The organism is Aeromonas sp. R7-5, assembly GCF_040908015.1.
Taxonomy (GTDB): domain Bacteria; phylum Pseudomonadota; class Gammaproteobacteria; order Enterobacterales; family Aeromonadaceae; genus Aeromonas; species Aeromonas caviae.
Window position 1 is genome coordinate 165250 of the sequence record NZ_JBFOCZ010000034.1, and the last position, 21521, is coordinate 186770.

General features: G+C 61.8%; 20 protein-coding genes and 1 riboswitch. Of the genes, 9 read left to right on the forward strand and 11 right to left on the reverse strand.

The genetic code is table 11. The features are described 5' to 3' along the window. Positions 1 to 309: 309 nt before the first annotated feature. The 6 genes from ilvN to AB5Y53_RS19770 form a co-directional block, all read right to left on the reverse strand. Positions 310 to 804 carry an acetolactate synthase small subunit gene (gene ilvN / locus AB5Y53_RS19745; protein ID WP_010673160.1) on the reverse strand — a complete coding sequence of 165 codons (495 nt, stop codon included), beginning with the start codon at positions 802 to 804 and terminating at the stop codon, positions 310 to 312. Next, on the reverse strand, positions 804 to 2522 hold the full coding sequence (locus AB5Y53_RS19750; RefSeq protein WP_010673159.1) for an acetolactate synthase 3 large subunit: 1719 nt from the start codon (positions 2520 to 2522) through the stop codon (positions 804 to 806). Before AB5Y53_RS19750 ends, ilvN begins: the two co-directional genes overlap by 1 nt. A gap of 390 nt (positions 2523 to 2912) precedes the next feature. Next, positions 2913 to 3065 carry a hypothetical protein gene (locus tag AB5Y53_RS19755; RefSeq protein WP_010673158.1) on the reverse strand — a complete coding sequence of 51 codons (153 nt, stop codon included), beginning with the start codon at positions 3063 to 3065 and terminating at the stop codon, positions 2913 to 2915. A gap of 35 nt (positions 3066 to 3100) precedes the next feature. Beyond that, a complete protein-coding gene (locus AB5Y53_RS19760) occupies positions 3101 to 4210 on the reverse strand; it encodes an MJ1255/VC2487 family glycosyltransferase (RefSeq protein WP_368182993.1) in 1110 nt (369 codons plus the stop codon). After that, positions 4207 to 4710, reverse strand: a complete 504-nt coding sequence (locus tag AB5Y53_RS19765) for a phosphatase PAP2 family protein (RefSeq protein WP_368182995.1) — start codon at positions 4708 to 4710, stop codon at positions 4207 to 4209. The genes AB5Y53_RS19760 and AB5Y53_RS19765 overlap by 4 nt, the downstream gene beginning before the upstream one ends. 125 nt (positions 4711 to 4835) lie before the next feature. Then, the gene (locus AB5Y53_RS19770; protein ID WP_010673155.1) at positions 4836 to 5459 is read right to left on the reverse strand and encodes a TetR/AcrR family transcriptional regulator; all 624 of its coding nucleotides are present in this window, start codon (positions 5457 to 5459) and stop codon (positions 4836 to 4838) included. A gap of 405 nt (positions 5460 to 5864) precedes the next feature. On the opposite strand from AB5Y53_RS19770, the gene leuA reads away from it, so the two are divergent. The 5 genes from leuA (at position 5865) to AB5Y53_RS19795 (ending at position 11795) form a co-directional block, all read left to right on the forward strand. Then, positions 5865 to 7427, forward strand: coding sequence for a 2-isopropylmalate synthase (gene leuA / locus AB5Y53_RS19775; RefSeq protein WP_010673154.1), 1563 nt, complete (start codon positions 5865 to 5867; stop codon positions 7425 to 7427). Between the two features lie 111 nt (positions 7428 to 7538). Then, positions 7539 to 8624 carry a 3-isopropylmalate dehydrogenase gene (gene leuB, locus AB5Y53_RS19780; protein ID WP_041211114.1) on the forward strand — a complete coding sequence of 362 codons (1086 nt, stop codon included), beginning with the start codon at positions 7539 to 7541 and terminating at the stop codon, positions 8622 to 8624. Positions 8625 to 8656: 32 nt separating this feature from the next. Then, positions 8657 to 10054: a 3-isopropylmalate dehydratase large subunit gene (gene leuC / locus AB5Y53_RS19785; RefSeq protein WP_368182997.1), complete on the forward strand. Its 1398-nt coding sequence runs from the start codon at positions 8657 to 8659 to the stop codon at positions 10052 to 10054. A 99-nt stretch (positions 10055 to 10153) separates the two neighbouring features. After that, positions 10154 to 10753: a 3-isopropylmalate dehydratase small subunit gene (leuD, locus tag AB5Y53_RS19790; RefSeq protein ID WP_039041180.1), complete on the forward strand. Its 600-nt coding sequence runs from the start codon at positions 10154 to 10156 to the stop codon at positions 10751 to 10753. A 112-nt stretch (positions 10754 to 10865) separates the two neighbouring features. Continuing rightward, on the forward strand, positions 10866 to 11795 hold the full coding sequence (locus AB5Y53_RS19795; RefSeq protein WP_167825205.1) for a transglutaminase domain-containing protein: 930 nt from the start codon (positions 10866 to 10868) through the stop codon (positions 11793 to 11795). Between the two features lie 51 nt (positions 11796 to 11846). Here AB5Y53_RS19795 and AB5Y53_RS19800 read toward each other — a convergent pair whose 3' ends face one another. Beyond that, complete coding sequence (locus tag AB5Y53_RS19800) at positions 11847 to 12137, reverse strand: PilZ domain-containing protein (protein WP_010673149.1); 291 nt, start codon at positions 12135 to 12137, stop codon at positions 11847 to 11849. Between the two features lie 91 nt (positions 12138 to 12228). Then, a riboswitch (TPP riboswitch) is annotated at positions 12229 to 12319 on the forward strand. A gap of 83 nt (positions 12320 to 12402) precedes the next feature. Between AB5Y53_RS19800 and thiB the strand changes: the two genes are divergently transcribed. From thiB to AB5Y53_RS19820, 4 genes are all read left to right on the forward strand, one after another. Then, the gene (gene thiB / locus AB5Y53_RS19805; protein WP_368182998.1) at positions 12403 to 13383 is read left to right on the forward strand and encodes a thiamine ABC transporter substrate binding subunit; all 981 of its coding nucleotides are present in this window, start codon (positions 12403 to 12405) and stop codon (positions 13381 to 13383) included. Continuing rightward, on the forward strand, positions 13359 to 14987 hold the full coding sequence (thiP, locus tag AB5Y53_RS19810; RefSeq protein ID WP_319911864.1) for a thiamine/thiamine pyrophosphate ABC transporter permease: 1629 nt from the start codon (positions 13359 to 13361) through the stop codon (positions 14985 to 14987). Before thiB ends, thiP begins: the two co-directional genes overlap by 25 nt. A gap of 141 nt (positions 14988 to 15128) precedes the next feature. Continuing rightward, positions 15129 to 15839, forward strand: a complete 711-nt coding sequence (gene thiQ, locus AB5Y53_RS19815; protein ID WP_049637131.1) for a thiamine ABC transporter ATP-binding protein — start codon at positions 15129 to 15131, stop codon at positions 15837 to 15839. Positions 15840 to 15854: 15 nt separating this feature from the next. Beyond that, positions 15855 to 16016, forward strand: a complete 162-nt coding sequence (locus AB5Y53_RS19820; RefSeq protein WP_164882965.1) for a hypothetical protein — start codon at positions 15855 to 15857, stop codon at positions 16014 to 16016. Positions 16017 to 16082: 66 nt separating this feature from the next. Here the strand turns inward: AB5Y53_RS19820 and AB5Y53_RS19825 are convergent, their stop codons facing one another. The 4 genes from AB5Y53_RS19825 to AB5Y53_RS19840 form a co-directional block, all read right to left on the reverse strand. Continuing rightward, on the reverse strand, positions 16083 to 17453 hold the full coding sequence (locus AB5Y53_RS19825; RefSeq protein WP_010673145.1) for a PhoH family protein: 1371 nt from the start codon (positions 17451 to 17453) through the stop codon (positions 16083 to 16085). 206 nt (positions 17454 to 17659) lie between these two features. Then, positions 17660 to 18343, reverse strand: a complete 684-nt coding sequence (locus tag AB5Y53_RS19830; protein WP_010673144.1) for a hypothetical protein — start codon at positions 18341 to 18343, stop codon at positions 17660 to 17662. Positions 18344 to 18352: 9 nt separating this feature from the next. After that, positions 18353 to 20500: an adenosylcobalamin-dependent ribonucleoside-diphosphate reductase gene (locus AB5Y53_RS19835; RefSeq protein WP_041215837.1), complete on the reverse strand. Its 2148-nt coding sequence runs from the start codon at positions 20498 to 20500 to the stop codon at positions 18353 to 18355. Between the two features lie 204 nt (positions 20501 to 20704). Continuing rightward, positions 20705 to 21157 carry a pullulanase gene (locus AB5Y53_RS19840; protein ID WP_029313820.1) on the reverse strand — a complete coding sequence of 151 codons (453 nt, stop codon included), beginning with the start codon at positions 21155 to 21157 and terminating at the stop codon, positions 20705 to 20707. Between the last annotated feature and the right edge of the window lie 364 nt (positions 21158 to 21521).

Sequence of the window (21521 nt, forward strand, 5' to 3'; positions counted from 1 at the left end):
TCGCCAGGGGATTGCACAAATGCGATCCAGCCAGGATCAAATTGAAATATCCCTTTAAGATCATGCGACTAACGCCAGACACACCGCTAATCTACAGAGTTTTCCACAGCTTTTGTGGATAGTTTACCGATCATTTGAAAGAAAATGACAGGTGAAGACCCTCCCTTCCCCCTTCTCTTTCACCCCCTCGATAACCTCCTGATGCTGTGGCCTGCATCCCTACCGGCCCCCCCACTTGCCCGCAACGCTGCCAGACACGAAAAAGGGCTCCGAAGAGCCCTTGAACAGCTATTTTCACATCCGGCCACATCAGGGACGCAGGGATTTGTCCGCCCGGGAGATGCCACAGACACCGGAGCGCACCACTTCGATGATTTCGTTGGTCTGGGCAGCCGTCTTGATGAAGGCGTCCAGCTTTTCGCTGGTCCCGACGAGCTGCACCGTGTAGAGCTCGGGGGTGACGTCGACGATCTGGCCACGGAAGATGTCCGCCAGCCGCTTCAGTTCGTCACGGGCACCACCGGCGGCGCGCGCCTTGACCAGCGCGATCTCCCGCTCGATGTGCTCACCCTCGCTCAGGTCACACACCTTGAGCACGTCCACCAGCTTGTGCAGCTGCTTCTGGATCTGCTCCAGCACCCGCTCATCCCCCATGGTGACGATGGTCATGCGGGACAGGGTGGGATCCTCGGTGGGGGCCACCGTCAGGGTCTCGATGTTGTAGCCGCGCTGGGAGAAGAGACCTACCACACGGCTCAGGGCACCGGATTCGTTCTCCAGCAGAACGGAAATTATATGTCTCATCAGGTTCTCTCCGTCTTGCTCAGCCACATCTCGTCCATGGCGCCAAATTTGATCTGCATCGGATAGACGTGCTCGTCCGGATCGACCGAGATGTCCATGAACACCAGTCTGTCCTTCATGGCAAAGGCCTTCTCCATGGCGCTCTCCAGCTCCGCCGGATCGCTCACCGCAATGCCGACGTGGCCATAGGCTTCTGCCAGCTTGACGAAGTCAGGCAGGGATTCCATGTAGGAGTGGCTGTGACGGCCGCCGTAGAACATCTTCTGCCACTGCTTGACCATGCCCAGCGCACGGTTGTTGATGGAGATGATCTTGATGGGCACCCCGTACTGCATGCAGGTGGAGAGCTCCTGGATGTTCATCTGCACCGAGCCGTCGCCGGTGACGCAGCAGACCACGGCTTCCGGGTTGGCGAACTGGGCCCCCATGGCGGCGGGAATGCCAAAGCCCATGGTGCCGAGGCCACCGGAGTTGATCCACTGGCGCGGTTTGGCAAACGGGTAGTAGAGGGCGGCAAACATCTGGTGCTGGCCGACGTCGGAGGCGACGAAGGCCTCCCCCTTGGTCACCTTGTAGAGAGTCTCGATGACCTGCTGCGGCTTGATCAGGGTGGGATGGGTCTCGTAAGCCAGGCAGTTGCGTGAGCGCCACTGGTTGATCTGCTCCCACCAGTCCGCCAACGCCTGCTTGTCGTTGTCAAAGCCGCATTCGCGGATCACTTCCAGCATCTGTTCCAGCACGGTTTCCACCGAGCCGACGATGGGCACATGGGCCTGTACCGTCTTGGAGATGGAGGTGGGGTCGATGTCGATGTGGACTATGGTAGCGTTGGGGCAGAACTTGGCTACGTTGTTGGTCACGCGATCATCGAAGCGGGCACCCACAGCGAAGATGAGATCCGCGTTGTGCATGCTCTTGTTCGCTTCGAAGGTGCCGTGCATGCCGAGCATGCCGATGAACTGCGGATGGGTGCCGGAGAAGGCGCCCAGCCCCATGAGCGTGGTGGTCACCGGCAGGTTCAGCAGCTCCGCCAACTTGGTCACCAGGTGATCCGCATTGGCGTTGATGGCGCCGCCACCCACGTACATGACCGGGCGGCTCGCCTCGGTCAGCAGCTTGGCAGCCCGCTTGATCTGGCCCTTGTGTCCCGCCTTAGTCGGATTGTAGGAGCGCAGGGAAACGGACTCGGGATACTGATAGGGGAACTTCTCTTTCGGATTCTGCACGTCTTTGGGCAGATCCACCACCACGGGCCCCGGGCGGCCACTGGCGGCAATATAATAGGCCTTCTTGATGGCCTCGGGAATGTCGCTGGCTTTCTTGCACAGGAAGCTGTGCTTCACCACCGGGCGGGAGATGCCGATCATGTCGGTCTCCTGGAACGCATCCTCCCCGATCATGCTGGTCGGCACCTGGCCGGACAGGATCACCAGGGGAATGGAATCCATGTAGGCGGTGGCGATCCCCGTGATGCAGTTGGTGGCGCCGGGACCCGAGGTCACCAGCACAGTGCCCACCTTGCCGGTGGAGCGGGCGTAACCGTCCGCCATGTGCACTGCGGCCTGCTCGTGCCGCACCAGGACATGCTCCATCTTGCCGTTTTCGAAGAGAGCGTCATAGATGTCGAGCACTGAGCCACCAGGGTAGCCGAAAACGTGTTCCACTCCCTGATCTTCCAGCGCTCTAACCACCATCTGGGCGCCTGATAACATCTCCATGATAAAGCCCTCCAGGCTTTGCTCCGTTAAGCGAAAGCTATCGACAGTCCGCTGCTTCCCGGCAGCGCCGATCCGAGTCTTGTTGTTGTCTGCAGGCAGATCAGGCGAGTTCGGAGCCGTCGATAGTAGAAAAATAGGGGTTTTCCATCATTCACCCGAAAAGCGGGTGAAAAACCAACTTAACCCGCCCGTGAACGCTTGTCCACGGCTTTGTCTGGTCATAACAGTCATAAATTTCAAACAGCTATTAACATTCAGTGACTTGGCCACCAGACGGGCAACAAAGAGGGGCCCTGGGGGGAACAACCAGCGGATCATGCTGCCCGCGTCGGTCAGGAACAAAATAAACGGCCCACCCCGAGGGGGTGAGCCGTCAAAAACTGGCTGGTTTCACTGCTCGTCTTCGGGTTCTGCCAGCCAGATCTGCTGATCCGGATCCGTCTCTTCGCAGACCGAAATGCTGACACCCATGTCGAGCAGCTCATGCAGGGTGAGATTGTCTGCCAGAGTCATGGTGTCGCCGTTTTCATTGGTAAAGCGCATGGTCTCCGTCCTCTCCGTGGTGGGATCGACTCAGTTTAGTCAAAGGCGCTGAGTTGGGATAACCAGGGACGCTCCTGGCCGGTGCGGCTGGCAAGCTCCCCCAGGCTGTCACACACCTCCTCCGGAAAGAGGGTCCTGCCCCAGAGGCGGCGGGAGAGCGCCCCCACCTCCTCCCCTGCCCCGGCCAGCAACCAGTCGGCCAGCTCTCCTGCCACATCGGGATAGCGTACCCTGCCAGGAGAAGGGGCCTCCAGCCAGCTTCGCACCGCATTGGCATCCAGGCTGTCCATCAACTGGGCCAGCCCCATCAGCTCCAGGGTCCTGCCGTTGGTCAACTGCTCGAACTGGCCACCCAGGGGTTTGACCAGCAGCTTCTTGCCAAGGGAGAGCGCCTCGGAGGCAAGCTCGAATCCCGCATTGCTGATGACCCCGCGACAACCGGCCAGCGCCAGCTTGAACCCCTCTCTGGCCTGAGGTTCAAAGCGGATGTTGCGCCACTCGCTGCGCTTGCGCACCTCGGGATGGAAGCAGATGAACGACTGCGGGCTGAAACGCGACAACAGGGCCGCGATCGTCTCTGTCTGCTCGAATGGCAGATAGACCAGGATCTGCTGGTTGTCCGGCACAAGCTCGAGGGGATCGACGATGGGAGGCAGCAGGGGCTGGCCGAAATGGAACCAGTGCAGCCCCAGGGACTGGCGTACCGGCGCAAAATGGCGCATCAGCTGGCGGTTGAAGCCGCTCTCTCCCCAGCGCGGGATCGGCCAGTCGAAGCTCGCCTGATGGCTGATGGTGAGGCTGGGTTTGCCCCAGCGGCGAGCAGCATGGGCAGTGAGCGGCTCGAAGTCGCTGATGACCAGATCGTACTCGCGACAATCGAGGGCACGCAGATCTTGCCAGAAACGCAGGGGAGAGAGTCCCTTGAGGGTGCGCCAGCCCGAGATTCGCCCCTGATGGCTGGCGAAAGTGATACCGGGGAAGGTGCGATAATCCCCGAACTCCCCCATCTCGAAGTAGCCGTCGGCGGCGCGCCCGCTGAACAGATAGTCCACCGCCACGCCCCTGCTCTTCAATGCGCGCGCCAGGGTCCGGCTACGACTGATATGACCGTTGCCGGTCCCCTGAACGCCGAACAGTATCCTCATCCCTGGCTCCAACCCAGCGCCCAGAGGGCGCAACCACCGCCAAGCAGCACCCCGGCCACCAGATCACTCAGATAATGCACCCCGAGCAGCAGGCGGGACGCCCCCACCAGCGCGGCCCAGACAAACAGCAGCGGTGCCCAGAGCGGGAAACTGGCGGCCAGTACGGTCGCCATCAGAAAGGCGGCCGCGGTGTGGCCCGAGGGCAGGCTGTAACGATCCGACGGGGTGATGAAGACAGGTAGCCCTGCCGGGCGCTGGCGTTTGAGGGCATTCTTGAGCAGCAGGTAGAGCGGCAACTCGAGGGCAAACGCCCAGAGCGCCACCCTGACCGCCTCCTGCCCGGCGCTCCCCTGCCACCAGAGCAGGCAGGCCGCCACGGCATAGAGGGGGCCGTCACCGGTACGGGAGACAAGCCGGCTTATCCTGGCCTGCGGCTGATTGTAGGGGTGGAGCAGGCAGACACGGCACACCCGCAGGTCCCATTGCTGGATCTTGTTCATCACGGCCCTCCCTTGCATCCTGAGTGCAGACTAGGAGGGCGGCATGACACTTCGTTGACGCCCAGATAACAGATTGATGAAAAAAAGGGCCCAGGGGCCCTTTTTCATCCGTCATCCCGAAAAAGTCAGTTCAGGGCACCGCGCAGGCCGTTTTCCATCAGGCGGCAGTTGTGGGCGGCGAGGCGGCTCATGAAGTGCTCGTCCACCGTCAGACCAAACACCTGCTCGTAGAGATCCTTCATCACGAAAGGCTGCCACATCATGCTGAGGAAGGAGATCTTCAGCATCTCGGGGTCCAGGTTGTCCGCCAGCTGGCCGTTGGACCGCATGGATTCGAGCAGGGCATCGAACTGGGGAAGTTGGCGATCCAGCAGGCGGCTCAGCACAAAATCACGCCCCGGGCTCTTTTCAGTGGACAATGCGCTGGAGATGGCAGAGGTCAGCTCGCTGTTGGGCGCCATCACCTGATAGTAGGTGTTGAGCAGATCGGTCAGGCTGCGGTTGCTGCTCTCGTCGTGCCAGGCTTGCTCGAGGGGCTCGGCCACATCCCCCAGCACCGCCTTGTAGAGGCCTTCCTTGCTGCCGAAGTAGTAGTGGATCATCGCCAGATTGGAGCCTGCCAGCTCGGCAATCTCGCGGGTCGTCACCTTGCTGTAGGGGGTGTTGAGAAAACGTTCGCGTGCGGCGGCAAGCAGCTTGTCACGAATGTCGGAACGTCCGACTGGACGGCCAGGTCTGCGTTTTTCCATGGAATACCTCAGATAATTCAGCAAGGGCTGATAAGTCGATCTGATTGTGCGGGTGATCGAGTACAGCAGGAATGACCAGATAATCAGGCATGAACCGAATATGGGACAAGAGAATTTGCACTCCTTTACAATCCGATTAAATAAACCAGTGGATTGAACCTGTCCATTCCGGTTGACACAGCATAAAAATCTCGTTATTGGTAGTAGCGTTATCGACTGGAAGGATTGAGACATCATGCGTATTGCCGCTCCGCTACTACTGCTCTCCCTAATCGCGACTCCTCGCGCGGGATCCTTGTAGCCGGGCTAAGGCATAGCCGGAATTTACAGAAACCCGTGCACCCCGCACGGGTTTTTTTATGCCATGCAGGATGCACGCAGCGAACTTAGGAAGAGGGAAGTCACATGTCAGATCGGGTCATCATATTCGACACCACCTTGCGTGATGGTGAGCAGGCGCTGTCGGCCAGCTTGACGGTCAAGGAGAAGCTGCAGATCGCCCAGGCGCTGGAGCGGCTCGGTGTCGATATCATGGAAGTGGGTTTCCCCGTCTCCTCCCCCGGCGATTTTCAATCGGTTCAGACCATCGCCCGCCACATCAAGAACAGCCGGGTCTGCGCCCTGGCTCGCGCCCTGCAAAAAGACATCGATGCCGCCGGCGAAGCCTTGAAAGTGGCAGAGGCGTTTCGCATCCATACCTTCATCTCCACCTCCTCCATCCACGTGGAGAGCAAGCTGAAAAAGAGCTTCGAAGACGTGCTGGAGATGGGGGTCGGCGCCATCAAGCACGCCTTGCGCTACACCGATGACGTGGAGTTCTCCTGCGAGGATGCCGGCCGCACCCCGATAGACAACCTGTGCCGCATGGTGGAAGCCGCCATCAAGGCCGGCGCCCGCACCATCAACATTCCTGACACCGTGGGCTACACGGTGCCGACCGAATTCTCCGGCATCATCCACACCCTGTTCAACCGGGTACCCAACATCGACAAGGCCATCATCTCGGTGCACTGCCACGACGATCTGGGCCTCTCGGTGGCCAACTCCATCAGTGCCGTGCAGATGGGGGCCCGCCAGATCGAGTGCACCATCAACGGCATCGGCGAGCGTGCTGGCAACTGCTCTCTGGAAGAGGTCGCGATGATCCTGAAAACCCGCGCCGACCTGCTCGGGGTACACACCAACATCCGCCACAGCGAGATCCATCGCACCAGCACCCTCGTCAGTCAAATCTGCAACATGCCGGTGCAGCCCAACAAGGCCATCGTCGGCGCCAACGCCTTCTCCCACAGCTCAGGCATCCATCAGGATGGCGTGCTCAAGGCGAAGAACACCTATGAAATCATCACCCCCGAGAGCATCGGTCTCACCCAGAACAACCTCAACATGACCTCCCGCTCCGGCCGCCACGTCATCAAGCACCGGATGGAGTCCATGGGCTACGCCGAGAGCAGCTACGACCTCGACGATCTCTACGCCAAGTTCCTCACCCTGGCCGACAAGAAGGGCCAGGTATTCGACTACGACCTGGAAGCCCTCGCCTTCTTCAGCCAGATCCACGAGGAGCCCGAGCACTTCAAGCTGGAGTACCTTGGCGTGCAGAGCGGCAGCTCGGTGCTCGCCACCGCCTCGGTCAAGCTCAAGGTAGGCCAGGATCTGGTGTGCGAGGCCGCCACCGGCAACGGCCCGGTGGATGCGGTCTACCAGTGCATCAACCGCATCACCGGTTACGAGATCCGCATCGATAAATACGAACTCAAGGGCAAGGGCGAGGGCAAGAACGCCCTCGGCCAGGTGGACATCGTCGCCGAGTACAAGGGGCGCAAGTTCCACGGCATGGGGCTGGCCACCGACATCATCGAATCCTCGGCCCAGGCCCTGGTCCACGTGATCAACAGCATCTGGCGCGCGGACCAGGTGGCCGAGCAGATGGAGCGCAACCACACCATCAAATCGGAAACCGTCTGAGCCCGCCGCCGGACAAGATGACAGCATGACATGGGGAGGACCGGGGCCAGGGCAGTGGCCCGGACCGGCCTCCCGGATGAAACGGAATCACACTATCAAGACGGAGAGAGTATGAGCAGTTATCGGATCGCAGTATTGCCGGGTGACGGCATTGGCCCGGAAGTGATGGCTGAGGCCATCAAGGTACTGGAAAAGGTGCAGACCAAATTCGGCTTCTCCCTCGACTATGACCGTCACGACGTCGGCGGCATCGCCATCGACAACCACGGCACACCGCTGCCCCAGAGCACGATCAAAGGCTGCGAAGCGGCCGATGCGGTGCTGTTCGGATCGGTAGGTGGCCCCAAGTGGGAGCACCTGCCGCCCAACGATCAGCCGGAGCGCGGTGCCCTGCTGCCCCTGCGTGCCCACTTCAAACTGTTCTGCAACCTGCGCCCGGCCCGCATCTACACCGGTCTGGAGCAGTTCTCCCCGCTGCGTGCCGACATCTCCGATCGCGGCTTCGACATCGCCTGCGTGCGCGAGCTGACCGGCGGCATCTATTTCGGCCAGCCCAAGGGGCGTGAAGGGGAAGGCGCCACCGAGAAGGCCTTCGACACCGAGGTGTACCACCGCTTCGAGATCGAGCGCATCGCCAAGATAGCGTTTGAATCGGCCCGAGTGCGCAAGGCCAGGGTCACCTCCATCGACAAGGCCAACGTTCTCGCCTCCTCCATCCTGTGGCGCGAGGTGGTGACCGAGGTCGCCAAGTCCTACCCGGATGTGGCCCTGAACCACATGTACATCGACAACGCCACCATGCAGCTCATCAAGGATCCGTCCCAGTTCGACGTGCTGCTCTGCTCCAACCTGTTCGGTGACATCCTCTCCGACGAGTGCGCCATGATCACCGGCTCCATGGGCCTGCTCCCCTCAGCCAGCCTCAACGAATCCGGCTTCGGCCTGTTCGAGCCGGCCGGTGGCTCGGCCCCGGATATCGCCGGCAAGGGGATTGCGAATCCCATCGCCCAGATCCTCTCCGCCGCCCTGATGCTGCGTTACAGTCTCGGCCAGGAAGCCGCCGCCCAGGCCATCGAGCAGGCCGTGGCCCAGACCCTGGCAGAAGGCTATTTCACCGCCGACCTGCATCAGGCCAGCGCCACGCACCCGGTGCAGAGCACGGCCGACATGGGCAGCCAGATCGCCGCGCGCATCTGATCCCACGGCATCGATAACAAGGAAACCGAGCAATGTCCAAGACCCTCTATCAGAAAGTGTTCGACGCCCACGTGGTGCGGGAAGTGGAAGGGGAAACCCCTCTCATCTACATCGACCGTCATCTGGTGCATGAAGTGACCAGCCCCCAGGCATTCGACGGCCTGCGCGCCATGAACCGCCAGCTGCGTCGCCCGGATCTGACCTGGGCCACCATGGATCACAACGTCTCCACCACCACCAAGGACATCGCCGCCTCCGGCGAGATGGCCCGCATCCAGATGGAGACACTCGCCGCCAACTGCAAGGCGTTCGGGGTTCGTCTCTATGACTTGAACCACAAGTACCAGGGCATCGTCCACGTGATGGGCCCCGAGCTCGGCATCACATTGCCCGGCACCACCATCGTCTGCGGTGACTCCCACACCGCCACCCACGGCGCCTTCGGCTCGCTCGCATTCGGTATCGGCACCTCCGAAGTGGAACACGTGATGGCCACCCAGACCCTGAAACAGGGCCGCGCAAGGACCATGCGTATCTCTGTCAACGGCAAGCTGGCCGCAGGCATCAGCGCCAAAGACGTGGTGCTCGCCATCATTGGCAAGGTGGGTCATGCAGGCGGGACCGGCTACGTGGTGGAGTTCGCCGGTGAAGCCATCGAGGGGCTCACCATGGAAGGGCGCATGACGGTGTGCAACATGGCCATCGAGCTCGGCGCCAAAGCGGGCATGATTGCCCCCGACCAGGCCACCATCGACTACATCCGTGGCAAGGAGTTCGCTCCCAAGGGGGAGGCGCTGGAACAGGCCATCGCCTACTGGCTGACCCTCAAGAGCGACGAAGGTGCCCACTTCGACGCCGAAGTGGTGCTCGACGCCGCCGACATCGCCCCGCAAGTGACCTGGGGCACCAACCCGGGCCAGGTGATCGCCGTCAATGAGCCCATCCCTGCACCGGAATCCTTCACCGATCCGGTGGAGCAGCAGTCCGCCCGCAAGGCCCTCGCCTACATGGACCTGCAACCGGGCCAGAAGCTCTCCGACGTCGCCATCGACAAGGTGTTCATCGGTTCGTGCACCAACAGCCGCATCGAGGATCTGCGCGCTGCCGCAGCAATCGCCCGCGGTCGCAAGGTCGCCGCAGGGGTACAGGCCCTGGTGGTGCCGGGCTCCGAGCAGGTGAAGGCCCAGGCCGAGGCCGAGGGGCTGGACAAGATCTTCATCGAGGCAGGCTTTGAGTGGCGCTTGCCCGGCTGCTCCATGTGTCTGGCCATGAACAACGACCGGCTGCAACCGGGGGAGCGCTGCGCCTCCACCAGCAACCGCAACTTCGAGGGGCGTCAGGGTCGTGCCGGTCGCACCCACCTGGTGAGCCCGGCCATGGCCGCCGCCGCCGCCGTCACCGGCCGCTTCGCCGACATTCGCGCGCTGTAAGAGGGGTTGAGGATGAAAGCATTCAAACAACACGGACGGCCCTTCGCCGTCACCGACATCATCTTCGCCGACATTCGTGCACTGTAAGAGGGAACGTACATGACAGGTTTCAAACAGCATAAAGGGATCGTCGTTCCCCTCGACAGCGCCAACGTCGACACCGACGCCATCATTCCCAAGCAGTTCCTGCAGAAAGTGAACCGCATCGGCTTTGGCAAGCACCTGTTCCACGACTGGCGCTTCCTGGACGATGCAGGGGAGCAGCCCAACCCGGAGTTCGTACTGAACAAGCCGCAATTCGCCGGTGCCAGCATCCTGTTGGCCCGCGAGAACTTCGGCTGCGGCTCGAGTCGCGAGCACGCCCCCTGGGCGCTGGCGGACTACGGCTTCAAGACCATGATCGCCCCGAGCTTTGCCGACATCTTCTACGGCAACGCCATCAACAACGGCATGGTGCCGGTTCGTCTGAAGGAGGAGGAGGTCGACGCCCTGTTCCAGCTGGTCGCCGCCCAGCCGGGCATCGAGATCGAAGTGGATCTGGAGGCCAACCAGGTGCGTGCAGGCAGCCTCACGTTCGGCTTCGAAATCGACGAGTTCCGTCGCTACTGTCTGCTCAACGGGCTGGATGCCATCGGTCTGACCCTGCAGCATGAGGCCGCCATCAGCGCCTTCGAGGCGAAGCAGCCAAGCTGGATTTGACGAGCCTGCGACAAGAAAGCGAGTAGAATCAACAGGGAGCCGAGGCTCCCTGTTTTATTGTCGGGTCGCTGTACAAAGCCCGCCACCTCTGCATGTCCGACAGGAGACACCTATGTCCGCAAGGGGCGCCCTTTCATTGCTCTGCCTGCTGCTCAGCCTCCCGGCCCTGGGCGGGCAGACCTCTTTCACCAACAGTGGCGGTCAGCTCAACGTTGGCTGGCAGGACAGAGAGGGCAAGGCGCAGCAGCTCAGCTACCGGCTGGAGGCGGGCAAGTTGCCCCCTCTCATCGCTTACCGTCCGGCCAGGATGCAGGAAGACGTACTGCAAAGCCTGCTGCAACAGGCCCCCCTGGCGTTCCCCGAGGTGCAGTTCTCCCTCGTGCGCCCCGCCATGAGCCTCAGCATCAAGAGCCGCAACGCCGACAAGGCGCGGGAAGCCTCCCAATGGGTCAAGCCCGAGCAGGCCAAACTGGAGGCTGCCTGGCTCACGCAACACTACTTCCAGCCCTTCACTGCCCCCGACGGCGCTCCCGCCATCAAGCAGGATCATGTGCGCATCGCCCTGGAGAGCCGGGACGAACTGGCCCCGTTGATGGAGCAGCTCAAGCAGGAAGGGGCCACCGAGACCGAGGCGCGCCAGAAGACGGTGGCCCACATGCTCGACTTCATCCAGGCCATCCCCTATCAACTGCTCGACAGCCAGTCGGGCCGCTCTGGCAAGGGGTTTCTGAGCCCGCGCCAGGTGCTGGAGCAGAACCGGGGGGATTGCGATAGCAAGGTGACCCTGATGGCCGCCCTGCTGGCCCAGGGGTATCCCGATCTCAAGCAGGCCATGGTGTTCGTGCCGGGACATGCCCTGCTGGGGGTGGCCCTGCCAGCCAAACCGGGGGACGCCACCTTGAGCCGGGCGGGGGAGATCTACCTCCTGATGGAGCCGACCGGCCCGGCCCAGCTGCCCATGGGCCAGCTCGCGCCCACCAGCAAGACGCTGGTCGACAGCGGCCAGTTGAGCGTGCAACCGGTGCAGGATGAGGGGAAATGAGACAGGCCAGCCCATGGCTGGCCTGTCTCGAGGAGGACGGGCGCCCGGGTCTCAGGTGAGGGAGAGAAACTCCAGCGCCAGCAGGAGACCGTCTTCTTCCTCCAGCACCCGCACGATGCGGGCCTGGGCCTCGAAGGGAGGCAGAAGATTGCTGCTGGTCGCCAGGCTCACCCGGATGGGCTGGGCCAGATCGAACTCGTGCTTGTTCACCTCGACGCCCATGCCGTTGGCGCTGAGATCCCGGCAGACCCCCTCCAGCACCTGCTGATGCTGGAACAGGGTGACGGGGGCATTGATGACCATGCGCTGGAAGGCACGTCTTTCCTTGGTGCTGGTGATCACTGGGGACTTCCTCCTTGGTGGTGGCTCGCACGATGCGGCCCGTGAAACATAGTGCTGGCCTCCCCCCAGGAACGCCAATACAATGCGATGCGTTGCTCAAACGGGGTGCGGTTTACCGCTGAGATTATACCCGTGAACCTGATCCAGATAATGCTGGCGGAGGAATTTGAGGCATGGCGCGCGTTTTTTGTGCCCTCATCCGCCGGCGCTCACCACACGCGAGGTGCCATTGATGAGCACCCCGACATCCACAGGAGTGCCATTGATGAAGACCCTGCTGCTGATCGCCACCAGCCTGCTCTCTGCCCAGGCGTTTGCCGCCGACACCCTCACCGTCTACACCTACGGCTCCTTCGCCGCCGAATGGGGGCCGGGCCCCAAGATCAAGCAGGCCTTCGAGAAGGAGTGCGGCTGCACCCTCAATCTGGTACCCCTCGAGGATGGCGTCGCCATCCTCAACCGGCTGCGGCTGGAAGGCCAGCACAGCAAGGCCGACATGGTGCTGGGGCTGGACGATGCCCTCATCAGCGAGGCCAAGCAGAGCGGCCTGTTCGCCCCCCATGCCACCAGGCTCGATGGCCTCAAAGTACCGGGTGGCTGGCAGGACGACACCTTTGTCCCCTATGACTACGGCTACTTCGCCTTCGTCTATGACAGCAACAAGCTCAAGCAGCCCCCCAAGAGCCTGAAGGAGCTGGTGGCACGTCCCGATATCAAGGTGATCTATCAGGATCCCCGCACCTCCACCCCGGGTCAGGGCCTGATGCTCTGGATGAAGTCGGTCTACGGGGATGAGGCACCGACCGCCTGGGCGCAACTGGCCAAAAAGACGGTCACCGTCACCAAGGGGTGGTCAGAGGCCTACGGCATGTTCCTCGACGGCGAGGCGGACATGGTGCTCTCCTACACCACCTCCCCCGCCTATCACCTGGTTGCCGAGAGCAAGCCCCAGTACCGGGCGGCCGCGTTCGAGGAGGGTCACTACCGCCAGGTGGAAGTGGCGGCCAAGCTCAAGGGCGCCACACAGGGCAAACTGGCTGACCAGTTCCTGCAATTCATGGTGAGCCCCGCCTTCCAGAACGAGATCCCCGGCGGCAACTGGATGTATCCGGTGACAGACGTGGCGCTGCCCAAGGGGTTCGAACAGATGATCACTGTAGCTAAGCCCCTCACCTTCAGCTCTGACGAGGTGGCCGCCAACCGCAAGGGGTGGATCCGCGAATGGCTGCAAGCCGTCACCCAGTGAGTTCAGGTCGTCGCACCCTCTGGTGGCTGCCCGGCAGTGCAGCCACCCTGGTCATCCTGCTGCTCTCCATTGGGCCGCTGGTCGCCCTGTTGTGGCAGGCGGGGACCCTCTCCCCCCGCGCCCTGCTAGGCGATCCCTACCTGCGCCACGTGCTGGGTTTCAGCCTCTGGCAGGCACTGCTCTCCACCCTGCTGAGCCTGGGGCTTGCCATCCCGGTGGCCAGGGCCCTGGCGCGACGCCGTTTCACCGGACGCCGCCTGCTGCTCAAGCTCTTCGGCCTCTCCCTGGTGTTGCCGGTCATCATCGCCATCTTCGGCATGGTGGCGGTGCACGGTCGCCAGGGCTGGCTGCCGCAACTGCTGCACGGCCTGGGGATGGATCCCGGCAACTACCTCTATGGCCTGTTCGGCATCCTGCTGGCCCATGTCTTCTTCAACATGCCGCTGGCCGCCCGCCTCATTCTGCAGAGCATAGAGAGCATCCCCGAGTCCTCCTGGCGCCTCGCCAGCCAGCTCGGCATGCGCTCCTCCCACATCTTCCGGCTGCTGGAGTGGCCGCTCATCCGCGGCATCTTGCCGGGGCTCGCCAGCCTCATCTTCATGCTCTGCTTCACCAGCTTCACCACAGTGCTGGCGCTCGGGGGCGGCCCCAAGTCCACCACACTGGAGGTAGCCGTCTACCAGGCGCTGCGCTTTGACTTCGATCTCGCCACCGCTGGCGGGCTCGCCCTGGTGCAACTGCTGCTGACCCTGGCCCTGCTCCTGCTGCAACACAAGCTGCAGACCACCCCGGCCAGTCGCCTCACCAGCCGTCGCCCCTGCCTGCGTCCCGACAGACACCAGAAGGGCAGCGCTCTGGTGGATGGCCTGGCCCTGACCATGGGGCTCGCCATCTTCCTGCCGCCCCTGCTGGCCATCGTGGTCGCCGGGTTCAACCCCGGTCTGCTGGCGGCGCTCGGCTCACCCCGGCTGTGGCAGGCAGGGGGGCAGTCCCTGGGCATAGCCCTGGCGGCAGGCTCCCTGGCCACTTTGCTCGGCGCCGGGCTGCTGCTCACCAGCCGGCATCTGAGGGTACGGGATCGCAAACGGCGGGCCGCCGCCCTGTGGGAGGCCAGCGGCTCCATGATCCTGATGATCCCGGCGGTGGTGCTCTCCACCGGCCTCTTCATCCTGTTCATGCCCTTCACCGACGTCTTTGCCCTGGGCCCCTGGCTGGTGGTGCTGGTCAACGCCCTGATGGCGCTGCCCTATGTGCTGCGCACTCTCTCGGCCCCCATGCAACTGGTGGTGCGCCAGTACGATCGGCTGGCGGACAGCCTGGGGGTGCGCGGCCTGCATCGCCTGCGCCTGGTGGAGTGGCCCCTGCTGCGCCGTCCGCTGGCCCTGGCCATGGCGCTCTCGATGATATTGTCCCTCGGGGATCTCGGGGCCATCGCCATGTTCGGCAGCCAGACCCTCACTACCCTACCCTGGCTGCTCTATCAGCAGCTCGGCAGCTACCGGCTGACCGAGGCGGCCGCCACCGCCCTGCTGCTGCTCACCCTCTGCTTCTCCCTGTTCTGGCTGGTGGAACGGGGACTGGGAGGCAGGCATGTGGATCACTGATCCCCGGCGGCATTGCCGCCTCCCTGCCCCCCGGATCCGGCCGGGCACGCCCCTGAGGCGCCCCTTGGGGCAGTCACTCACGCTGCCTTTCATCAATTTTTCTTACTTGTTGTTCTATAAAACGACATTCAGGAGCCAAACATGCTGGTAATTGAGGAACTGGTCACCAGTTATCCCGACTGGCAGGTGACCTTCAGTGCGACCTTGCCCAAGGGGGAGATCACCGCCCTCATCGGTCCGAGCGGCGCCGGCAAGTCCACCCTGCTCGGCATGATCGCGGGCTTCGTGCCGGTGGAGTCGGGCACCCTCACCTTCGACGGCCAGGATCTGCTGTCACTGGGCCCCGCCGAGCGCCCGGTCACCACCCTGTTCCAGGATCACAACCTCTTCCTGCACCTGTCGGTGTTCGACAACATCGCCATCGGCCTGCATCCCGGCCTGCGCTTGAATCCGGCCCAGAAAAGGCAGGTGCAGGAGGCCGCTGACAAGGTGGGCCTGGGGGAGATGCTGACGCGCCTGCCGGAGCAGCTCTCCGGCGGCCAGCAGCAGCGGGTGGGGCTGGCCCGCGCCCTGGTGCGGGGCAGGCCGCTGCTGCTGCTGGACGAGCCCTTCTCGGCCCTCGATCCGGCCCTGCGCCGGGAGATGCTGGCGGAGGTCGCCCGCCTCGCCTGCGAGCAGGGCATCACCGTGCTGATGGTCTCTCACAACCCCGAGGATGCCCAGCTCATCGCCGATCAGGTGCTCTTCATCGACGCGGGACGCATCGCCTTGCAGGGCAAGCCGGATATTCTGCACAGCAGCGATCACCCCGGGCTGCTGCGCTACCTGGGCCGCGCTCTGGCGCCACAGTGAAGGGCTGACAAGCTGATGGTCTCTCCCTGTCGTTCCCAGGACGATGCCCAGCTCATCGCCGATCAGGTGCTTTTCATCGACGCGGGACGCATCGCCTTGCAGGGCAAGCCGGATATCCTGCACAGTAGCGATCACCCCGGGCTGCTGCGCTACCTGGGCCGACCGAGAGAGGCATGAGATAGGCGGGATCAAAAAAGGGGAAGCCGTCCGGCTTCCCCTTTCTCATGCAGAGATCCCGTCAAATCAGAGATTTTCCTCGGCGAACGAAGCCAGCCTGCTGCGTACCACCCCGTTCAGGAAGATGTTGGCACTGCCGTCGAAGTCCTTGAACCGCTCGACGATGTAGGTCAGACCCGAGGTCACCGGGCTCAGGTAGTTGGAGTCGATCTGAGCCAGGTTGCCGGAGCAGACGATCTTGGTCCCCTCCCCGCAGCGGGTGATGATGGTCTTGATCTGGGACGCGGTCAGGTTCTGGCACTCGTCCAGCAGCACGAAGGTGTTCTGGATGCTGCGCCCGCGCATGAAGTTGACCGATTTGAACTGGATGTTGGCCTTCTCCATGATGTAGCTGAGGGACCCGCTCATGTTCTCGTCCTGCTTGTGCAGCACCTCCAGAGTGTCGGTGACCGCCGCCAGCCAGGGCATCATCTTCTCTTCTTCGGTCCCGGGCAGGAAGCCGATGCTCTCGGCAATTTCCGGGGTATTTCGGGTGACGATCACCTTCTCGTAGATCCCCTTCTCGATCACCAGCTCCAGCGCTGCCGCCATGGCGAGCAGGGTCTTGCCGCAGCCCGCCGGGCCGGTCAGGATCACCAGGTCGATGTGCGGATCCAGCAGGGCATCCAGCGCCATGCCCTGATAGACGTTCTTGGGATGTACCCCCCAGGCCTTGCGGGACATCAGCCGCTCGCGGCCGAGATCTTTCAGGCGGATCTTGTTGCCGTCGTGGCTCAGTACCCGCGCGGCAAAGAAGTTCTCCTCGTCCAGGAGGTACTGGTTGACGTGGACTCCCTCCAGCAGATTGGCATCGATGACGTGTACCGTATCGCGGCCATGGGTTTCGCTGTCGCACTCGCCGACCCGCTCCCAGAAGCTGCCGGGCACCACCTGGAATCCCTTGGCGAGCAGACGGATGTCGTCGATGAGCTGGTCGCTGCGGTAATCCTCCACATGGGCAAGACCTGCTCCCTTGGCCTTGAGGCGCATGTTGATGTCTTTGGTGACCAGCACCACCTGACGCTTCATCTCGTGCTTTTGCAGGTAGAGGGCGGCGTTGATGATGCGGTTGTCCGCCTCCTTGTCGGTGAACACCTCGGCATCCTGGGGCAGATGGTGGTCGCTGAAGATGGAGATACGGCCGCTCGCCTCGCCGGCCAGCGCCACTCCTTGCACTATCTGCTCCGGAGTCGCATCGCGGAACACATCTTCCAGGGCACGGATGGCGATACGGGCATCACGGCTGACGTCCTTCTGGCGATCCTTGATGTTGTCGAGCTCTTCGAGCACCGTCATGGGGATGAGCACGTCGTGCTCTTTGAAGGAGTAGATGGCGAGAGGTTCGTGAAGCAGAACGTTGGTATCCAGGATAAACAGCTTTCGGTCCGTGTTGTCCATAAGCATCCTCCTTGGCACTGAAGGTGCCACGTGTGTGAATCTCAGATGTCATTGAAACCACACGGCCGTGACAGTTTTATTACCCCCAACGCTACGCCCGAATTTACCGGTGCGCAACAAATCGCTGCCATCATGGGCGTCGTTCGAACATAAAATCAGCAATGAAAAGGCCGGCATGTCGCCGGCCTTTGGTGGCAATCAGCCCCTCAACCGCACTTGGAATCCCCGCAATTGAGACAGGTCATGCAGCCATCCTTTTGCACCAGCGCCTTGGTGTGGCACTTGTAGCAGAGCGCGGCACTGGGTGGGAAACCGCTGCCCGCCGGCTGCTCTTCTGCCTGTTGCTGTGCCTGCAATTGCGCCTGCTTCTCGGCCAGGAACGCCTGCTGGTGCTCGTCCAGCCCGGGCACCTTGAGCATGCCGATCTCGGTGAGATGGGTTTCGATCACGTTGCCAATTTCGGCGATGAGCGAAGGCACGTACTTGCCCTTGTTCCAGTAGCCCCCCTTGGGATCGAACACGGAGCGCAACTCCTCCACCAGAAAGGTGACGTCCCCTCCCTTGCGAAACACCGCCGAGATGATGCGGGTCAGCGCCACTATCCACTGATAGTGCTCCAGGCTCTTGGAGTTGATGAAGATCTCGAACGGGCGCCGGGTCTCGTGCACCGTGCCCTCGTTGAGAATGATGTCGTTGATGGTGATGAACAGCGAGTGCTCGGAGACATGCTCCGGCGTCTTCAGCTTGTAGGTGGTGCCCATCAACCGTTCCGGGCGCAGCACGGTTTCATGCATGTGCACCACGTCATCCTGGGGCGTCGGCGCATCTTGCGGCTCATCCCGGGTTTTTACCTTGTAGGCGACGATTTTTCTGTCGATCTTCTTGACCATGTCTCGTCCTCAGAACTTGCCGTAATAGCCTTCTTTCAAGGCGTCATAGAGGTTGGCGGCGGTGTGCAGCTCGCCATCGTATTCGATCTCCTCGTTCCCCTTCGCCGTGATGACGGTGCCATCTTCCAGGGTGAACTCGTAACTGGTGTTCTCCAGATCCTTCTCCTTAACCAGCACGCCCTGGAAGGCGGCCGGGTTGAAGCGGAAGGTGGTACAGCCCTTGAGGCCGGAGTCCGAGGCATAGAGGTAGATATCCTTGAACTGCTCGAACGGAAAATCGGTCGGCACGTTGGCGGTCTTGGAGATGGAGGAGTCGATCCAGCGCTGGGCCGCCGCCTGGATATCCACGTGCCCGGTCGGCGTGACGTCGTCCGCGGTAATGAAGTAATCCGGCAGGCGGCTACCCTCCTCCTCGGCATAGGGCATGGCGGCCGGGTTCACCAGCTCGCGATAGGCCAGCAGCTCGAAGGAGTAGACATCCACGCTCTCCTTGCTCTTCTTGCCCGGCTTGATGACATTGCGGCTGTAGTGGTGGGCAAAGCTCGGCTCGATGCCGTTACTGGCGTTGTTGGCGAGCGACAGGGAGATGGTACCGGTCGGCGCTATGCTGCTGTGATGGGTGAAGCGTCCACCCACCTCGGCCAGCTCGGCCACCAGAGCGGGATCCACCTCGGCCACCTGCTGCATGTAGCGGCTGTAGCGGGCATGCAACACCTTGCCCTTCACCTTGTCGCCGAGCTTGATGCCATCTGCCGCCATTTCGGGGCGCAGACGCAGCATCTTGCCGGTGACTTCGAACTCCTGCTCCATGATGGGGGCCGGCCCCTTCTCCTTCGCCAGACGCAGAGACTCCTGCCAGCCGGTCATCGCCAGCTCCTGGGAGACCTGTTCGGTGAAGGCGACGGAGGCCGCAGAGCCGTACTTGATGCGCAGCATGGTGAGGGTCGAGCCCAGCCCCAGGAAGCCCATGCCGTGGCGACGCTTGGCGGTGATCTCCTCGCGCTGCTTGGCCAGCGGCAGCTGGTTTATCTCCACCACGTTGTCGAGCATGCGGGTAAAGATGGCCACCACCTTGCGAAACGCGGGCCAGTCGAAGGCGGCCTGCTCGGTGAAGGGATCGCGCACGAAGGTGGTCAGGTTGACCGAGCCCAGCAGGCAGGCCCCATAGGGCGGCAGAGGCTGTTCACCGCAAGGGTTGGTGGCACGGATCTCTTCGCAGAACCAGTTGTTGTTCATCTGGTTCACCTTGTCGATCAGGATGAACCCGGGCTCCGCATAGTCGTAGGTAGAGGTCATGATGACGTTCCACAGCTTGCGCGCGGGCAGGGTCTTGTAGACCTTGCAGGCCACCTGGCCCAGCTCGTTGATCACCACACCCTCCTTGTTGGGCCAGTCCGCCCAGACCACCCTCGCTGGGTCATCCAGCGCGATGCCATCCTGCTCCACCTCCTTGGCGGTGTAGGGGAAGATCAGTTGCCAGGGGGCATCCTCCTTCACCGCACTGACGAACTCTTCGGTGATGAGCAGGGAGAGGTTGAATTGACGCAGGCGACCATCCTCCCGCTTGGCCTGGATGAACTCGACGACATCGGGGTGACGGATATCCATGGTGCCCATCTGGGCGCCACGACGGCCACCGGCAGAGGAAACGGTAAAACACATCTTGTCGTAGATATCCATGAAGGAGAGCGGCCCGGAGGTATAGGCCCCCGCTCCCGAGACGAAGGCTCCACGCGGTCGCAGGGTCGAGAAGTCGTAACCGATGCCGCAACCCGCCTTCAGGGTCAGCCCCGCCTCGTGCACCTTGCCGAGGATATCGTCCATCGAATCCTCAATGGTGCCGGAGACGGTGCAGTTGATAGTGGAGGTCGCCGGCTTGTGCTCAAACGCCCCGGCGTTGGAGGTGATACGGCCCGCCGGAATGGCACCATTGCGCAGGGCCCACAGGAAGGGTTCATACCAGGTGTCGGGTTCGCGCTCCTGCGCAGCCAGCGCGCGAGCGACACGCTGGTAGGTCTCGTCGATGGAGCCGTCGATGGGGGCGCCATCCTTGCTCTTGAGACGATACTTGCTATCCCAGATCTCGAGAGACGTCTCCTGCAGAGGGATCTGGCGGCTGGCGGTGACGCCCTCCAGTACCGGAATGGATTTAGCCATGGTCAATCAACCTCCTGTGAATGGGGCAATATCGTGACAAAAATACTACCAGTAGTAAATTTAAGAACTTAAAACACAATATATTGTGATTCATCCGTCGTAAGGGCGCCGATTCTATCCTAAAAAAATGCCCCGGCCAGCAGATTTCTGGGCCAGGGCATTTAACCAGTTCAATTTCCGAGAGATTTAAAGCGAGAGACTATCTCAGGGTTTCTTGACGTATACGCTCGGTGTCTCACCCGCCATATTCAGATAGAACTCATAGACGCCATCCGCCTCGGGCGAGAACTTCATGTCCTCATACTTGGAGCACGGGTTGACCGGTACAGGTTCCCCGCCGAGCACGGCAACGCCATCGCTCGGGCTCTTGTAACCGAAGTTGGTGCCACAACTCCAGCCGGAGTCGGCAAACTTGAACTTGTAAGGAGCCCACTCTTTCTTGAGCGTCCCCTTGGCCATGTAGAGCTTGTCGGCAACCTTGACGACCTTGCTTTCGTCGGTGGCCATCCAGTCGTTCATCTCACCACGCAGGTAGATGGACTTGCCGCCGAAGTCACTGTTGTCCGCCGCCGCCTGCTCTGCACCACCATTGGATGCGCAACCGCCTAATACCAGGGTTCCCGCCGCCAGCATCATCGTTACTGTTCTTTTGAACATGTGTCCATTCCTCAAATTATTGTGATTCCTTGGTCCATCGATGTGGACCCGGGAATTAAACCAGAGCAGGCATGACAAGAAAGGTAGAAGCATCACATTCTGTGCTTTTTATATCCAGAATGCAGGGTTTCGAACAGATATTGAACAGAAACAGGCCACAAACAAGTCGATATTGGCTGGGATGATGAATGCGAGTATCAGAAAACACGGCGGGAAACAGCACCATAGTGCCCGCTTGCACTCCAGTGAGTGCTGAATTTCAGGCAATAAAAAAACCCCGCTCGAGTGAGCGGGGTTTCTTGTATTGGGTGCCTGGCAGTGTCCTACTCTCGCATGGCGAATGCCACACTACCATCGGCGCTAC

What these genes read in the sequence shown, in the direction of transcription:
- ilvN (WP_010673160.1), bottom strand. Translation starts at nt 804, where the DNA reads ATGAGACATATAATTTCCGTTCTGCTGGAGAACGAATCCGGTGCCCTG.
- AB5Y53_RS19750 (WP_010673159.1), bottom strand. Translation starts at nt 2,522, where the DNA reads ATGGAGATGTTATCAGGCGCCCAGATGGTGGTTAGAGCGCTGGAAGAT.
- AB5Y53_RS19755 (WP_010673158.1), bottom strand. Translation starts at nt 3,065, where the DNA reads ATGCGCTTTACCAATGAAAACGGCGACACCATGACTCTGGCAGACAAT.
- AB5Y53_RS19760 (WP_368182993.1), bottom strand. Translation starts at nt 4,210, where the DNA reads ATGAGGATACTGTTCGGCGTTCAGGGGACCGGCAACGGTCATATCAGT.
- AB5Y53_RS19765 (WP_368182995.1), bottom strand. Translation starts at nt 4,710, where the DNA reads ATGAACAAGATCCAGCAATGGGACCTGCGGGTGTGCCGTGTCTGCCTG.
- AB5Y53_RS19770 (WP_010673155.1), bottom strand. Translation starts at nt 5,459, where the DNA reads ATGGAAAAACGCAGACCTGGCCGTCCAGTCGGACGTTCCGACATTCGT.
- leuA (WP_010673154.1), top strand. Translation starts at nt 5,865, where the DNA reads ATGTCAGATCGGGTCATCATATTCGACACCACCTTGCGTGATGGTGAG.
- leuB (WP_041211114.1), top strand. Translation starts at nt 7,539, where the DNA reads ATGAGCAGTTATCGGATCGCAGTATTGCCGGGTGACGGCATTGGCCCG.
- leuC (WP_368182997.1), top strand. Translation starts at nt 8,657, where the DNA reads ATGTCCAAGACCCTCTATCAGAAAGTGTTCGACGCCCACGTGGTGCGG.
- leuD (WP_039041180.1), top strand. Translation starts at nt 10,154, where the DNA reads ATGACAGGTTTCAAACAGCATAAAGGGATCGTCGTTCCCCTCGACAGC.
- AB5Y53_RS19795 (WP_167825205.1), top strand. Translation starts at nt 10,866, where the DNA reads ATGTCCGCAAGGGGCGCCCTTTCATTGCTCTGCCTGCTGCTCAGCCTC.
- thiB (WP_368182998.1), top strand. Translation starts at nt 12,403, where the DNA reads ATGAAGACCCTGCTGCTGATCGCCACCAGCCTGCTCTCTGCCCAGGCG.
- thiP (WP_319911864.1), top strand. Translation starts at nt 13,359, where the DNA reads ATGGCTGCAAGCCGTCACCCAGTGAGTTCAGGTCGTCGCACCCTCTGG.
- thiQ (WP_049637131.1), top strand. Translation starts at nt 15,129, where the DNA reads ATGCTGGTAATTGAGGAACTGGTCACCAGTTATCCCGACTGGCAGGTG.
- AB5Y53_RS19820 (WP_164882965.1), top strand. Translation starts at nt 15,855, where the DNA reads ATGGTCTCTCCCTGTCGTTCCCAGGACGATGCCCAGCTCATCGCCGAT.
- AB5Y53_RS19825 (WP_010673145.1), bottom strand. Translation starts at nt 17,453, where the DNA reads ATGGACAACACGGACCGAAAGCTGTTTATCCTGGATACCAACGTTCTG.
- AB5Y53_RS19830 (WP_010673144.1), bottom strand. Translation starts at nt 18,343, where the DNA reads ATGGTCAAGAAGATCGACAGAAAAATCGTCGCCTACAAGGTAAAAACC.
- AB5Y53_RS19835 (WP_041215837.1), bottom strand. Translation starts at nt 20,500, where the DNA reads ATGGCTAAATCCATTCCGGTACTGGAGGGCGTCACCGCCAGCCGCCAG.
- AB5Y53_RS19840 (WP_029313820.1), bottom strand. Translation starts at nt 21,157, where the DNA reads ATGTTCAAAAGAACAGTAACGATGATGCTGGCGGCGGGAACCCTGGTA.